This is a genomic window from Nonomuraea sp. NPDC004702, from assembly GCF_053601695.1.
The window spans coordinates 38,365-53,611 of record NZ_JBSGCE010000023.1 but is presented as its reverse complement, the minus strand read 5'-3'; the positions used below and the strand labels follow the sequence as shown (position 1 = coordinate 53,611).

Genomic DNA, 15,247 nt, shown 5'->3' with positions numbered 1-15,247 from the left:
GGCCGGGCGCAGGCCCTAGCTCTCGGTGACGTCGGTGCCGTCGGGCATCAGCATGGCCGTGCAGGCGTATTCGGCGTCCGCCCGGCCGTGGCCGCCGAAGGAGCACGCCTTGGCGGCGACGTTCCCTCCCGGGCTGAAGGCCATCGGCGACTCCAGCCATCCCCGGGTGCGCTCGCCTGCCGCGAAGAAGCGGGTCGCGTCCTTTCTGTCGGGCTCTGTCCAGGGCTGGAGATAGAAGACGTCGTTCTGCGGCTGCGCCCGCGCCCACAGGGTCTGGCAGGTGCGGCTCCAGCGCAGCTCCAGGATCATCCTCCCGGCGGCGACCGTCCGCACGGCGGTGCCGCCCGGCACGGTGACCGCGTCCTTGTCGCAGCCGGTGACGCTCGCGTCCTTCTTGTCGCAGTTCTCGCGGCTCGGGGTCGCGGCGCAGCCCTGGCGTTCCTTGGCGGCCTCCTGGTAGGCGACCGTACCGACGAAGGTCACCACCGCCGCCAGCACCGCCGCGAGCACCGCGAACCAGCCGTTGATCCGCGCGGAGCGGATCTGATCGTCCGGTCCCGGTGAATGCTGCTGCGGCAGCGTCGTCGTCATGATGCCTCGCTTCGGTGCCCTCGCTACAGATGTACGCCCGGCAAGCCCCCGATGTGCGGAAATGCGGCTTTCCCAACAAGGCTCTAGCCGCCAGGAGAGGTCCCGATAGCACGACTCCGCTTTCGTGACCGTGTCATTACTTTGCGTAATCGGTGACTTTGCGTGATCCTGGGCTCATGGACGGATTCCTGGACCCCACCTGCGGAGGCATGACCGAACTACGTGTGCACGGCGTCTCCGGCACCCCGCCGGCGAGCATCCTCAACCATCCCCACCCCCGCCAGATCGCCGGCGACGCCACCACCGGCTTCTACCGCCGCTGGTGGCCCGGCGGCCGGCCCGACGGCGAGCAGGACGACGTGCCCGGCGTCCGCCACCGCGAGGCCTACGCCTGGGGCGGCCTCACCTCGGGCGGCAGGACCATCGCCCTCTGGCTGCTCCTGCTGCCCTTCTCCCTGGCCAACCTGTCCTACTTCATGCTCCCCAGACCTCCGGCCGGCGCCCGCCTGCGGCACGTGGCCGAGGCGGCGCAGCGGCTGTTCGCGCTGCTGCTCACCGGCACCCTCGTGGGCGCGGTCACCCGGGCGAGCGTCGACCTCGTCGGCTGGCAGTGCACCGCGGCCGGCCGGGCCTGCGCCCGCGAGAGCGCGCCCGCCTGGGTCCACTGGATGAGCGAGTTGTGGGGCGCCGACCCGTCGCGGCGGCTGGCGGTCGCCGCGCTGGCGCCGTTCGCGGTGGTCGTGCTGCTGTGGTGGCTGGCGCGGCGCACCTGGGAGCGCGACGAGCAGACCGGCATCCCGCACGACGGCGGCTCGCGTCCCGGGCCGTTGCTGGCCCGGCCGCGGTTGTGGCACGGCGGCGCCCCCGTGTGGCGGTTGCGGGCCGTGCACGTCGCCTTCGCGCTGGGGTCGATCGGCCTGGCGGTGTCGGCGCCGTTCGTGGGCGACCCGCGGGGGCTGGCGCTGACGGCCGCCAACGCCGCCGTCCAGGTGGCCGCCGCCGTGCTGGCGGCGCTGCCCGGCATCGCCAGGCGGCTGGCCCCCGGCGAGGCGGTCCCGCCCTGGCTCACCGGCGCGTGCCGGGCGCTGCGGGTGGCCGGGCCGCTGGCCTTCGTGGCCACGATCGCCGCCGCCCTGGCCGGGATGTCGCCCGCGCTGCCGGGGCGGCAGCTGCCCGGCATCGGCGTTGGAGCGTTCCAGTTCGCGCTGACTGTCGGGCTCGGGCTGTTCATCCTGGTGGCGACGTTCGTCCTGGCGCGCATGGACCGGCCGGCCGAGGCCGGCGACCCGATCGAGCGGCGGGCGATGTGCGGCATGGCGGCCTGGTTCACGCTGATGGTGGCGGCCGGCAGCGCCAACGTGCTCGCCCTCGGCCTGCTGTTCTGGACCGCCACGTTCTTCGGCGTGCCCGCCTCGGTCGCCGAGCCGGGGCCGGTCGACCGCAGGCTCTACCTCGACGACCCGGTCTGGTGGACGGCCGCGCTCGTGCCGCTGCTGGTGATCGGGTTCGTCGCCGTGGCGGCCGAGCTGTGGCTGGCCCGCGGGTCGGCCGCCGCCGCGCTGACCCCGAAGCTGACCCCCTACTACGGCGCCTACGACCGTGACGTGGCCGGCAAGTGGGCGCTGGCCGCGCTCACCGACCGCGCCGGGCTCGTGCTGGCCGTGCTCACCGGCATCGGCGTGGCCGGTTCCGGCGCGGTGACCGTGATCTACCGGTTCCACCTGTTCGCCCCGGTGGGCGGGCTGGCCGGGCTGCTGGCCTCGATCGGGAGCTGGGCCATGACGGCGATCGTCGTGGGCCTGGTCCTGCTGGGCCGCCGCACGTACAGCGACACGCGGCTGCGCCGCACGGTCGGCATCCTGTGGGACGTCTCGACCTTCTGGCCCAGGGCCATCCACCCGCTGGCGCCGCCCTGCTACACCGAGCGGGTGATCCCCGAGCTGCTCGCCCGGGTCAAGACCCTGACCAGGACCGCCGACGACGAGGTGGTGCTGTCCGGCCACAGCCAGGGCAGCGTGCTCACCGCCGCGCTCGTCCTCCAGGTACGGCCCGAGCTGCGGCCCCGGGTCCGGCTGCTCACCCACGGCTCGCCGCTGCGCCGCCTGTACGCCGCCTTCTTCCCCGCCTACTTCGGCACCCCCGGCCTGTCGGCGATGCGCGACGCCGTCCGCTGGACGAACCTGTACCGGCTGAGCGATCCCATCGGGGGGCCGGTCTTCCGCCGGGTCGACCCGTTCGGGCCGCGTCCGGCGGGCGAGGGGGAGCAGACCGTCGACCGGTTCTGCTGGGACCCGCTCCAGCCGGGGCCGGGCGAGCCGCTGCCCGAGGCGCGCTGGCACTCCGACTACTGGCTCGACCCGGCCTACGAGGAGACCCTGGCCCGGCTCACCAGGTCAGATGGAGCTCCTCGGGCGCGCGGTGGATGAGCGTGGCGGCCATCACGACGTCCGCGCGGGCCAGCCGGAGGCCGGGCAGCTCGGCCACCAGCAGCTCCAGCGTCACCCGGAGCTGCTCGCGGGCCAGGAACGCGCCGGGGCAGCCGTGCACGCCGTGCCCGAACGCCAGATGACGGGCGCGCGGCCGGGTGATGTCGAAGACGTCGGGCCGCTCGTGCACCGCCTCGTCGCGGCCGGCCGAGGCGAAGGAGACGAAGACCGTCGAGCCCTCGTCCAAAGGCGTGCCGGCCAGGGTGAGCGGCCTGGTGACGCGGCGGCGGAAGCCCTGGACGGGCGCCTCGTACCGGGCGGCCTCCTCGATCGCGGGCGGGATCAGCTCGGCCGGGCTCGCGCACAGCAGCTCCCACTGGCGGCGGTCGCGCAGCAGGCGGTGCACGACCGAGCCGAGCAGCGCGGTCGTGGTGAGGTGCCCGGCGAGCATGACGTTCTCGACGTTGGAGGCGATCTCGTCGCGCTGGGCGGGCGTCGGCTCGCCGGGGCCGGGCGCCAGGCCGCGCACCACCTCCCCGGTCAGGTCGCCGGATTCGCCTGAACGGGCGGCGTGGGCGGCCAGCAGCCGCCGCAGCGCGGCCACGTCGCGGGCGGCGGCGATCTGCTCGTCCTCGGGCATCGGGGTGAACAGCAGGTCCTCGGCCCGGAAGCCGCCCCTGATCGCGGTGGGCACGTCGGCCGGGGGAAGGCCCAGCAGGTGGCCGATCACGGCGGCGGGCAGCGGCCTGGCGTAGCGGGACATCCACTCGCCCCCGCCCGCCTTGACGAACGCGGTGACCAGGTCGGCGGCCGTGGCGGTGACGAACGGCAGGGCGGCGGCCACCCGGGCGGGCGACAGGCCGCGGGTGAGCGGCCTGCGGTAGCGCCGGTGCGCCTCGCCGTCGGTGCTCAGCACCACCGGCGCGCCGCCCGGCACCCCGGCCAGCTCGGCGAAGGCCCGCGGGCTCGGGATCACGTCGGGCCGCAGGGCGCCCTGGGAGGAGAAGTCGTCCGGCCTGGACAGCACCTCGCGCACGTCGTCGTGCCGGGCCACCAGCCAGGCGTCCAGCTCCTCGACGAAGGTGAGCCCGGGGGCGGCGCGGGCGCGGGCGTAGAGCGGGTACGGGTCGCGGTAGAGCGCCTGTCGATCCACGCGTCCCATCGTCGGGCGTGGTCAGGGGCGCCACAAGATCTGAAATTTTCTTTTAGTTCACTCCGAAGTCTTGAAACTTATATCCACGAACGATTGAGTTCGGTCGTGCAGACCCTCCGTTTCCTGGCCGCCGCCGCGCTCGTGTTAGGGCCGGTGGCCCTGAGCGCGCCCGCGCAGGCCGACCCCGCCCCGCCCGCCGAGGACGCGCTGAAGGCGTCCTCCTACCCGCCGCCCTCCACGCTGATCAGCCAGGCCACCGCCGGGCAGCCCCGGCTGGAGACGGCCAAGAGGACCCGGCCGGTCGCGCCGGGCCTCTCGCTGACCTCGTTCGACACCTACGACGCGCTGGGCTGGCTGCGCGCCGACGCGCTGACCGCCGACCTCGGCGGCGGCAAGGGCGGGCCCAGGGCCGACTACGTCTTCTCCGGCGAGGTGACCAAGACCGAGCCGCTGTCCGGCCCCGCCGGGCGCTCCCGCGCGGTGGCGGCGGTCAACGGCGACTTCTTCGACATCAACAACTCCGGCGCCGCCCAGGGCATCGGCGTGCAGGACGGCACGCTGGTCCAGTCGCCGGCCGCCGGGCACGACAACGCGGTCGCCGTCACCGGCGACGGCGTCGGGCGGGTGCTCAAGATGTACTTCGAGGGCACCGCCACGCCCTCCGGCGGCGCGCCGATCGCGCTCACCCAGTTCAACCAGATGGTCCAGAACGGCGGCGTCGGCCTGTTCACGCCGCTGTGGGGCTCCTACAGCCGGGCCCGCGCCGTTGAGGGCGCCGCCACGGTCGCCGAGGTCGTGCTGGTGGACGGCGTGGTCACCGAGGTGCGCAACGCCGCCGGCACCGGGCCCATCCCGGCCGGCACCACGATCCTGCTCGGCCGGGACGCCGGCGCCGCCGCCCTGTCGGCCCTGAAGGCCGGCGACCGCGTGGACGTGAAGTACCAGCCGAAGGCGTCGGACGGCGCCGCCGTCAAGGCGGCCGTCGGCGGCAACTACGTCCTGGTCAAGGACGGCGTCGTGCAGAACAGCAGTGACGCGGCCGCGCACCCGCGCACCGCCGTGGGCTTCTCCGCCGACGGCAGGAAGATGTACCTGCTGACCGTGGACGGCCGCCAGGCCGACAGCCGCGGCGTCACGCTCAACGAGCTGGCCGCCATGATGGTGGACCTGGGCGCGGCCAACGCGCTCAACCTCGACGGCGGCGGCTCCTCCACCCTGCTGGCGCGCGAGCCCGGCTCGGCCGAGGTGCAGGTGGAGAACAGCCCCTCCGACGGCGGCGAGCGCCACGTGCCCAACGGCCTGGCGCTGTACGCGCCCGAGGGCAGCGGCAAGCTCAAGGGCTTCTGGCTGGAGACCGCGAGCGACCCGGCCAAGGCGCCCGGCGTCGGCCCGGTCGCGGGCGGCCGCCCCGACCGCGTCTTCCCCGGCCTCACCAGGCGGCTGACCGCCGCCGGCTACGACGAGACGTACGGCCCCGCGGCCGGCACGCCGTCCTGGCGGGCCAACCCGGCCGTGCACGGCGTGATCAGGAACGGCAGGTTCCACGCCCTGGTGCCCGGCCAGACCACGGTCACCGCCGCGCGCGGCGGCGCCAAGGGCACGATCGGCCTGACCGTGCTCCAGCCGCTGCAGCGGCTCGGCGCCACGGCCGACCGGCTCGGCATCTCGGGCGCCGACGGCAGCGCCGCCTTCGGCGTCGTCGGCTACGACCACAACGGCAACTCCGCGCCCATCGAGCCGGACGACCTCACGCTCGACTACGACCGGAACCTGTTCGAGGTCACCCCGGCCGAGCACGGCTACTTCACCGTCAAGGCCCGGCAGGCCACCGGCTCCGGGCTGATCACCGCCAAGGTCGGCAAGATCACCACGGCCGTGCCGGTGACGGTCGGCTTCGAGTCCAAGCCGGTCGCCGACTTCGAGGACGCGGCCAAGTGGACCTTCGCCGCCGCCCGCGCCACCGGCTCGCTGTCGGCCGCGCCGGGCCAGAGCGGCGGCGGGCTCAAGCTGTCCTACGACTTCACCACCTCGACCGCCACCCGGGCCGCTTACGCCAGCCCGCCGCAGCAGATCGTGGTGGACGGGCAGCCGCAGGCGTTCGGGCTGTGGATCAACTCCACCGGCAAGGGGGAGTGGCCCAGCCTGGAGTTCTACGACGCGCTCGGCCAGTCGCAGATCCTGCGCGGGCCGTACCTGACGTGGACCGGCTGGCAGTACGTCGAGTTCCCGGTGCCCGCCGGGGTCAACTACCCGCTCAAGCTCCGGCGCTTCTACGTGGCCGAGACCAGGGCCGACGCCAAGTACACCAACGACATCCTGATCGACGGCCTGGTGGCCAAGGTGCCGCCGTCGATCACCGCGCCCGCCGTGCCCAAGGTCGCCGACCCCGTGGTCAAGGCGGACGTGGCCAAGGCGCCCTGGCGGTTCGCGGTCATGTCGGACGCCCAGTTCGTGGCCAGGAACCCCGACAGCGACATCGTCAGGAACGCCCGCCGCACGCTCAAGGAGATCAAGGCCGCCAAGCCCGACTTCCTGCTGATCAACGGCGACCTGGTGGACGAGGCGTCGCCGGAGGACTTCGCGCTGGCGAAGAAGATCCTCGACGAGGAGCTGGGAGGAGAGCTGAAATATCACTACATCCCCGGCAACCATGAGGTCATGGGCGGCAAGATCGACAACTTCAAGGCCGTCTTCGGCGACACGTACGGCACCTTCGACCACAAGGGCACCCGCTTCGTCACCCTGGACACCTCCCGCCTGAACCTGCGCGGCGGCGGCTACGACCAGGTCGCGATGCTCCGCTCCGAGCTCGACAAGGCGGCGAAGGACGCCTCCGTCGGATCCGTCGCCGTGCTGTTCCACGTGCCGCCGCGCGACCCCACGCCGGGCAAGGGCAGCCAGCTCGGCGACCGGAAGGAGGCCGCGCTGGTCGAGGGCTGGCTGGCCGGCTTCCAGCGTGACACCGGCAAGGGCGCGGCCTTCATCGGCGGGCACGTGGGCACGTTCAACGCCTCGCGCGTGGACGCGGTGCCGTACTTCATCAACGGCAACTCCGGCAAGAACCCGGCCACCGCCCCCGAGGACGGCGGCTTCACCGGCTGGTCGCTGTGGGGCGTGGACCCCGTGACGCCCGCCGAGGCCGAGCACGTACGGCGCAACTGGTTCACCGACGCGCCCGACTGGATCGGCACGCAGGTGCGGCCGCACGTGGACGAGCTGACGCTGACCGCGCCCGCGACCGTCGCCGTCGGCGCGCCCGCGCCGGTCACGGCGGCGATCCGGCAGGACGACCGGGCCGTCCCGGCCGCCTACCCGGTCTCGGTCACCTGGTCCGGCTCGCCCAACCTGCACGTCGGCACCCGCCAGACGGCCAAGCCGTGGCACGTGGCGGTGCTCGACCCGGGCACGGGCACGATCACGGCCCTGCGGGCGGGCCAGGTGACGGTCGCGGTCACCGTCAGCGGGGTCACCCGCCAGGCGACCGTGGCGCTCACCGCCAAGGCCGCCGCCTGAGGCCCCCGGCCGGGGAGGAACCCCCCTCCCCGGCCGAAACCCTCCCAGATACCGAAATATCGGGATGAAGGGTTAAGAATCTAGGCAGTCATGGGATTTCCCCTTCTTCCCCCGGATAGCACTCCTGACGTGCGGGGACCTGCCCCCGCGAGGCGCGGGACCGGGGGAAGGACTGGGGGTTCGTCGGTGAACGCATGGACCTTCGAGGGACAACCCGGCGCGCTGGGCGACACGGTCACGCTCGTGGAGGGCGGCTCGTTCTGCGTGTGCCAGTGCGGCGGCGACATCGTCCCCGGCGGCGCGCAGGGCGTCTACCACGCCGACACCCGCCTGCTGTCCCGCTGGATGCTGCGCGTGGACGACCATCCCGTCGAGCCGCTGCAGGTCATCATGGGCGAGCCCTACCACGCCACCTTCCTCGGCAAGGCCCGGCCGCGTCCCGGATGGGCGGAGAGCACGCTGCTCGTGGTGCGCGACCGCTACGTCGGCGGCGGGCTGCGCGAGGACCTCACGCTGCGCAACATGTCCGAGGAGGCCGCGGGCTGCGTCGTGTGCGTGCAGGCCGGCGCCGACCTGGCCGACCTGTTCGAGGTGAAGTCCGAACGCAGCTGGCCCGCCGAGGACGTCGAGATGAACCCCGGCGAGCGCGGCATCGAGGTCTACTCGCCCAGCCGCGCCCGCGGCGCCAGGATCGCCGTCGAACCGCCCGGCACGCCGGTCGTCACCGCGCCGGGCCTGCTCACCTTCGACGTCGTCGTGCCCGCCCGCGGCGAATGGCACGTCACCGTGCTGGTGACGCCGGTCCACGAGGGCGAGGAGTCCGCGGCCCGGTTCCCGGTCGCCCATCCCCCCCACCACGCCGAGCCGGCCCGCCGCCTGGCCGAGTGGACCGCCAGCACCCCCGTCCTGGAGAGCACGAACGCCGCTCTCGTCGAGGCCCTGGCCCGCTCCCGCGAGGACCTGGGCAGCCTGCGCCTGTTCGACCGCGACCATCCCGACGAGCCGCCCGCGATCGCCGCCGGCGCGCCCTGGTTCATGACGCTGTTCGGCCGCGACTCGCTGCTGACCTCCTGGATGGCGCTGCCGCTGGACCAGACGCTCGCCCTCGGCACCTTGCGCCGGCTGGCCCGGCTCCAGGGCACCAAGGTCGACGCCCTGTCGGAGGAGGAGCCCGGCAAGATCATGCACGAGCTGCGCTTCGGCGTCCAGGACGGCTCCTCGCCGTACGGCGGGCGGGCCTACTACGGCTCGGTGGACGCCACCCCGCTGTTCGTCATGCTGCTCGGCGAGCTGCGCCGCTGGGGCGTGCACCGCGAGGCGGTCGAGGAGCTGCTGCCGCACGCCGACGCCGCCCTGACCTGGATCGAGGAGTACGCCGGCCGCGACGGCTTCGTCTGGTACCAGCGCAAGACCGACCGCGGCCTGGTCAACCAGGGCTGGAAGGACTCCTTCGACGGCGTCAACTTCGCCGACGGCACCATCGCCCGCCCGCCGATCGCCCTGGCCGAGGTGCAGGGCTACGTCTACGCCGCCTACCTCGCCCGCGCCCACTTCGCCTGCCAGCAGGGCGACGAGGCCGCCGAGCGGCGCTACGTGCAGCGGGCGCGCGAGATCAGGGAGGCGTTCAACGAACGGTTCTGGCTGCCCGGCCCCGGCTACTACGCCATGGGCCTGGACGGGCGCGGCCGGCCCATCGACGGCCTCGGCTCCAACATGGGCCACTGCCTGTGGGCCGGCATCGCCGACGAGGACAAGGCCCGGCAGGTGGCCCGCCACCTGCTCTCGCCGGAGATGTTCACCGGGTTCGGGGTGCGCACGCTGGCCTCGTCCATGGGGGCCTACAACCCGATGAGCTACCACAACGGCTCGGTGTGGCCGCACGACAGCGCGATCATCGCCGCCGGGCTGATGCGCTACGGCCACGTCGAGGAGGCCCAGCGCATCGCCGTCGGGCTGCTGGAGGCCGCGCACGCCTTCGGGGGGCGGCTGCCGGAGCTGTTCTGCGGGTTCGGCAAGGAGGAGTACGGGCGGCCGGTGCCGTACCCGACGTCGTGCTCGCCGCAGGCGTGGGCCGCCGCCGCGCCCATCCAGCTCCTGCGCACGCTGCTGCGGCTGGACCCGTGGGTGCCGTACGGGAAGATGTGGCTGGTCCCGGCGCTGCCCGAGGGGTTCGGGGAGGTGACGATCAAGGGCATGCCGGTGGGCGACTCCAGGGTCGGCATCCGCGTCAGGGGCGAGGACGGCACGCCGCTGGTGTCCGGCCTGCCCGACGGCGTCGAGCTGGTCACCGAACCGCGCTGCCCGATCAGCGGCGCCTGCCGCTCCGGCCCCGCCCGCAGGGCGCACGGCCTGCCGGCGTTGTGACGACCGGACCGACACGGGGGAGGTGCTGGGATGACGACGGATTCCGAGGACGACTGGGAAGGCGCGCTGCGCATCGTGATGGTCGCTCCGCCCTGGGAGGAGGTCCCGCCGCGGGCCTACGGCGGGATCGAGCAGATGCTCGCCGACCTGATCACGGGCCTGTCCGCCCGCGGCCACGAGGTGACGCTGATCGGCGCGGGCAGCACCGGTCTTCCGGCCAAGTTCCTGGTCACCTACCCCGAGGCGCCCTCGGAGCGGATCGGCGAGGGGCTGCCCGAGGTGCTGCACGCCGCCCAGGCCTGGCGGGCGCTGGAAGGGCTGCCCGCCGACATCGTGCACGACCATTCGCTGGCCGGGCCGCTCACCGCCCTCGGCCGGGCGACCCCGACCGTGGTCACCTGCCACGGCGATGCCGGCGGCGAGCTGGGCGAGGTGTACCGGGCGCTCGGCGAGCACGTCAACCTGATCGCCGTCTCCGACGCCCAGCGCGCCGACGCCCCCGACCTCAACTGGATCGCCACCGTGCACAACGCGCTCGACACCGCCTCCTTCCCCTTCCGGGAGCACAAGGAGGACTGGGTGCTGTGGCTGGGCCGCTTCAGCCACAGCAAGGGCCCGCACCTGGCCATCGACGCCGCCCGCGCCGCGGGCCGCCGCATCGTGCTGGCCGGCAAGCTCACCGAGCCGTGCGAGCACGTCTACTTCGACGAGCACGTACGGCCGCGGCTCGGCCCCGGCGTCACCTACCTGGGCGAGGCCGACGCCGGGCGCAAGCGCGAGCTGCTGGCCGCCGCCCGCTGCATGGTCTTCCCCATCCAGTGGGAAGAGCCGTTCGGCATGGTGGTGATCGAGGCCATGGCCTGCGGCACGCCCGTCGTCGCCATCGGCCGGGGCGCGGTGCCGGAGATCGTGGTGGACGGCGTGACGGGGTTCGTCCTGCGGGAGCCTGCCGAGCTGCCCGCGGCGATCGAGGCGGCCGGGCGGCTCGACCCGCGGGCCTGCCGCGCCCACGTCGAGCGGCACTTCGGCGTGAGCGCGATGGCCGCGGCCTACGAGGCGGTCTACCGCCGCATGCTGGCCGCCCCCCGCCCGGCGGCGCTCACCGGCGAGCCCACCGGGCGGTGACCCGTCGGTGGTGCGCGCCGGTGGTGGGCGCCGGTGGCGCGGTCGCCGGTCAGCCGGCCGCCGGCACGGTGTACTTCCCGGCCAGCTCCGACACCGCCGCCTCCTTGAGGATGACGGCGCCGCCCACCGCCTGCTTGTCGGGCTTGACCACGTAGGAGGCGCGCGAGGCGGGCCGGTCGAAGACGCTGAAGTCCATCGGCGTGCCGCCCAGCCCGGCCTCCCACGACTTCTGCGACCGGTGGGCCGCGACGATGCCCGCCCGGCTGAGGTCCTTGGCCTGGCACGCCTTGCGCAGCGCGTCGCCGACGATGATCGCCGCGGTCCAGCCGGCCGCCACGCCGCTGTCCAGGGGCTGGCCGGCGTACTTGGCCTGATAGTCGGCGATGAGCTTGGCGTAGGCGGGCAGCGGCGCGCTGATCGGGGCGCCCGCGGTCACGTAGAAGAAGTCCTTCAGCAGCGCCGGCGCGGCCGGGGTGGCCAGGAGCTGCGGGCTGTAGGCCGAGTTGCTGCCGACGAACGGCACGTCCATCCCGGCGGCCAGGGCCACGCCGACCAGCGAGGCCGCCTGGCGCGGGCCGACCGACACCAGCACGGCCCGCACGCCCGCCTTCTTGAACGCCGCCACCTGCGCGGTCATGTCCTGGTCGGTCGCCTTGATCTTCTGCTCGACCAGCGTGAGCCCCAGCTCGCCGGCGGCGTACTTGGACCCGGCGAGGGCGCTCTCGCCGTAGTCGCCCTCGAAGTACAGGTGGCCGATCCGGTCGCCGGTCTTGACGCCCTTCTCCTTCACCAGGAAGTCGACGGCGTTGATCATGTCCACGTCGTAGGTGGTGCCGGTGACCTGGATGGCCTCGCTGCCGAGCAGGCCGGTGGCCCACGCCATGGGCAGGGTGAGGATCTTGTCCGCGGTGATCCGGTCTTTGAGCGCGGTGACCATCGGCGAGCCGATGAACTGCGGGATCGCGGCCGTCTTCGGCGCGACCTCGGCGTAGGCGGCCATCGCCTTCTGCGCGTCGTAACCGTGGTCGCGGACGATGGTCTCGATCTTCCTGCCGCAGACGCCGCCGCTCTGGTTGACCTGCTCGAAGTAGAGCTGCTGCGCCTGGGTGAGGCTCTTGCCCAGCGAGGCGTAGGGGCCGGTCAGGTCGGTGAGCAGGCTGAGCGTGATCGTGTCGGCCGTGACGCCGGGCCCGGTTCTGACGCCGTCGCCGCCGGCGGCGGTGGCGGTCGCCTGGCCGCCGCCGGTGGCCTTGCCGCTGGCGCAGGCGGTGGCCGCCAGCCCCAGCGCCAGCAGCGCGGCCAGGACGGCCGTGCGGTTACGGGACATGTGAGCTCCTGGTCTTCGGGGACGGATCCGGTGACGGTGAAGCGGACGGGCGGCGCCCCGGTGACCGGCGGCGCAGGACGCGCGGCAGGCCGAGCAGGCCGCCCGGGAGGAAGAGGACGACGGCGACGACGGCGGCGCCGTACAGGATGCGGGCGGCCTCGGCGGGGGACAGGCCGCCGCCGGAGCCGGACGGCGACACCAGGGGGATGGCGTCGCCGTAACGGGTCAGCAGCTGCGGCAGCAGGGAGACGAAGACGGCGCCGAGCACCGCGCCGCCCACCGAGCCCAGGCCGCCGATGACGATCATCGCGAGGTAGTCGAGGGAGAGCAGCATGCCGAAGTAGTCGGGCACGGTCCGCTGGAAGACCAGGGCCAGCAGCACGCCGGCCAGGCCGCCGTACATGGACGACAACACGAAGACGCCGGCCCGGTAGCGGGTGACGGGCACGCCCAACACCCCGGCCGCGGTCTCGTGGTCGCGGATCGTGTTCAGCGCCCTGCCGGGCCGCCCGCGCAGCACGCCGCGGGCGAACAGCGCCGCTGCCAGCAGCGCCAGGCCGCCCAGGAACCACAGCCGCTCCAGCGCGCCGAACGGCACGTCCATGACGACCAGCTCCGGCCCGTCGGCGAAGGCGAACCCGAAGAGCTCCATCGCCGGCACGGCACGCCCGTTGAACCCGCCGGTGACCGGCCCGGCGTTGAACAGCAGATGCTGTCCGCCGAAGATCAGCGCCAGCGTGGCGATGCCCAGGTAGGCGCCCTTGAGCCGGCCCGCGATCGGGCTGAACAGCCCGCCCGCGACCCCGGCCAGCGCCACCGCCAGCACCGCGGCCACCGGCGTCGGCAGGCCCAGGCCGCCCAGCGACGCGGTGGGCTCGGCGGCCAGGTAGACGTAGGCGTAGGCGCCGACGGCCAGGAAGAAGGCGTGGCCCATGGACAGCTGCCCGGTCGCCCCGGTCAGCAGGTTGACGCCGATCGCGCCGATCGCGGCCGCCATCGCGAACAGGCCCGCCTGCAGCCAGAACCCCTCCAGGTAGAACGGCACGGCGACGAAGACGGCCAGGGCCACCAGCGACCCGACGGTTCTAGACACGGGCCCGCTCCCGCGTCCCGAACAGCCCGGCGGGCCGCAGCAGCAGCACGACGACCATGACGAGGAACGGCGCCACGTCGCCGATCCCGCGGCCGAGGAAGGCCAGGTCGTTCTGGTAGCCGGTGGTCAGGGCCTCGGTGACGCCGACGATCAGGCCGCCGGCCAGCGCGCCCGTGGTGGAGTCCAGGCCGCCGAGTATCGCGGCGGGGAAGGCCTTCAGCGCGGCCAGCGAGGAGCCGCGGTCCAGGCCGGGCGTGGGGAAGACGCACAGGAACAGCGCGGCCACCGCGGCCAGCGCCCCGGCCACGGCCCACGCGCTGACCGAGACCCGGCCGAGCCGCACGCCCATGAGCGCGGCCGTCTCGGGGTCCTCGGCGGTGGCCCGCATCGCCACCCCCCACCCGGTGTACTTGAACGCCAGCAGGAACGCCGCGATCAGCACCCCGGCCACGACCAGCGCGACGACCCGGGTCTCGGCGACCGTGACCGGCCCGAGGCGCAGCACCCGCGAGCCCCACGGGTCGCCCATGGCCAGCACCTCCGTGCCGATCCGCCGGGTGAGCTCGGTGGTCAGCACGATGTCCACGCCGATGGTGACGATGGCCAGCACGCTGTGCGAACCGGCCTTCGAGCGGCGGATGACCAGGAACTCCACCAGAGCCCCGATGACCGCCGCCGCCGCGACCCCGGCCAGCAGGGCGGGCCAGAAGCCGAGGTGCGGATGCAGCCGCGCCACCACGTACCCGCCGGCCAGCAGCAGCGAGGCGTGCGCGAAGTTCACCACCTCGGTCGCCTTGAAGATGACGACGAAGCCCAGCGCGATCAGCGCGTAGACGGCCCCCAGCGAGACCCCGTTGACGAGCAGCTCCACAAAAGTGATCACTCCGTCTCCTCCACGCCCAGATACGCGCCGATGACCGCCGGGTCGTTCTGCACCTCGGCGGGCGGCCCGTCGGCGATGCGGCGGCCGAAGTCCAGGACGGTCACCCGGTCGGCCAGCCGCATGACCATGCCCATGTCGTGCTCGACCAGCAGGACGGAGAGGCCCAGGCTCTCCCGTACCGACCTGATCAGCCCGGCCATCTCCAGCCGCTCGCCGCCGTTCATCCCGGCGACCGGCTCGTCCAGCAGGAGCAGGCGTGGCTCCATGGCCAGGGCCCTGGCCAGCTCGACCCGCTTCTGCACGCCGTACGGGAGCAGCCCGACCGGCGTGTCCAGCACCGCGGCGAGCCCGGCGAAGGCCGCGATCTCGGCGACCCTGGCGGCGTGCGCGCGCTGCTCGCGGCGCGCGCCCGGCAGGCCGAGCCCGGCGGAGACGAACCCGGCCCGGGTGAGCCGGTGGCGGCCCAGCAGCAGGTTGTCCCGCACCGCCTGGTGCGGGGAGAGCGCGATGTTCTGGAACGTGCGGGCGACGCCGAGCGCGGCGATCCGGTGCGGGCGCAGCGCGGTCAGCTCGCTCGCGCCGAACCGGACGCTGCCCGAGGCGGCCCGGCAGACGCCGGACAGCACGTTGAAGCAGGTGGACTTGCCCGCGCCGTTGGGGCCGATGAGCGCGTGCACGGTGCCGGGCGCGACCGTGAAGCCGACGCCGTCCAGCGCCGTCAGGCCGGCGAAGCGGACGGTCACGTCGCGCACCTCCAGAGCGGGCATACCAT

The 15,247-nt window shown here is 73.8% G+C and carries 10 protein-coding genes; 4 read left to right on the top strand and 6 right to left on the bottom strand.

Translation table 11 applies throughout. From position 1 onward, the window contains the following. Positions 1–15 precede the first annotated feature (15 nt). Positions 16–591, bottom strand: coding sequence for a DUF2690 domain-containing protein (locus ACWEJ6_RS26870; protein WP_452427104.1), 576 nt, complete (start codon positions 589–591; stop codon positions 16–18). 176 nt (positions 592–767) lie between these two features. Here ACWEJ6_RS26870 and ACWEJ6_RS26865 point away from each other — a divergent pair, with 176 nt between their 5' ends. Further along, the gene (locus tag ACWEJ6_RS26865) at positions 768–3,017 is read left to right on the top strand and encodes a hypothetical protein (RefSeq protein WP_452427102.1); all 2,250 of its coding nucleotides are present in this window, start codon (positions 768–770) and stop codon (positions 3,015–3,017) included. On the opposite strand, the gene ACWEJ6_RS26860 is transcribed toward ACWEJ6_RS26865, so the two are convergent. Further along, positions 2,977–4,170 carry a cytochrome P450 gene (locus tag ACWEJ6_RS26860; protein ID WP_452427100.1) on the bottom strand — a complete coding sequence of 398 codons (1,194 nt, stop codon included), beginning with the start codon at positions 4,168–4,170 and terminating at the stop codon, positions 2,977–2,979. The two genes, ACWEJ6_RS26865 and ACWEJ6_RS26860, sit on opposite strands and share 41 nt — an antisense overlap. Before the next feature lie 105 nt (positions 4,171–4,275). On the opposite strand from ACWEJ6_RS26860, the gene ACWEJ6_RS26855 reads away from it, so the two are divergent. The 3 genes from ACWEJ6_RS26855 to ACWEJ6_RS26845 all read left to right on the top strand — a co-directional run bounded on the left by ACWEJ6_RS26855 (position 4,276) and on the right by ACWEJ6_RS26845 (position 11,172). Further along, on the top strand, positions 4,276–7,683 hold the full coding sequence (locus ACWEJ6_RS26855) for a phosphodiester glycosidase family protein (protein ID WP_452427098.1): 3,408 nt from the start codon (positions 4,276–4,278) through the stop codon (positions 7,681–7,683). A 186-nt stretch (positions 7,684–7,869) separates the two neighbouring features. Then, positions 7,870–10,047: an amylo-alpha-1,6-glucosidase gene (locus tag ACWEJ6_RS26850; protein WP_452427096.1), complete on the top strand. Its 2,178-nt coding sequence runs from the start codon at positions 7,870–7,872 to the stop codon at positions 10,045–10,047. Between the two features lie 30 nt (positions 10,048–10,077). Continuing rightward, positions 10,078–11,172 (top strand): glycosyltransferase family 4 protein, encoded by a 1,095-nt coding sequence (locus ACWEJ6_RS26845; protein WP_452427094.1) that lies wholly within the window; start codon positions 10,078–10,080, stop codon positions 11,170–11,172. A 49-nt stretch (positions 11,173–11,221) separates the two neighbouring features. On the opposite strand, the gene ACWEJ6_RS26840 is transcribed toward ACWEJ6_RS26845, so the two are convergent. The 4 genes from ACWEJ6_RS26840 to ACWEJ6_RS26825 are packed head-to-tail and all read right to left on the bottom strand — an operon-like array spanning position 11,222 to position 15,242. Continuing rightward, positions 11,222–12,499: an ABC transporter substrate-binding protein gene (locus tag ACWEJ6_RS26840; protein WP_387669418.1), complete on the bottom strand. Its 1,278-nt coding sequence runs from the start codon at positions 12,497–12,499 to the stop codon at positions 11,222–11,224. Further along, complete coding sequence (locus ACWEJ6_RS26835; protein ID WP_452427092.1) at positions 12,489–13,592, bottom strand: branched-chain amino acid ABC transporter permease; 1,104 nt, start codon at positions 13,590–13,592, stop codon at positions 12,489–12,491. The genes ACWEJ6_RS26840 and ACWEJ6_RS26835 overlap by 11 nt, the downstream gene beginning before the upstream one ends. Next, positions 13,585–14,475: a branched-chain amino acid ABC transporter permease gene (locus ACWEJ6_RS26830; protein WP_358286314.1), complete on the bottom strand. Its 891-nt coding sequence runs from the start codon at positions 14,473–14,475 to the stop codon at positions 13,585–13,587. The genes ACWEJ6_RS26835 and ACWEJ6_RS26830 overlap by 8 nt, the downstream gene beginning before the upstream one ends. Continuing rightward, a complete protein-coding gene (locus ACWEJ6_RS26825) occupies positions 14,472–15,242 on the bottom strand; it encodes an ABC transporter ATP-binding protein (protein WP_452427089.1) in 771 nt (256 codons plus the stop codon). The genes ACWEJ6_RS26830 and ACWEJ6_RS26825 overlap by 4 nt, the downstream gene beginning before the upstream one ends. Positions 15,243–15,247 lie beyond the last annotated feature (5 nt).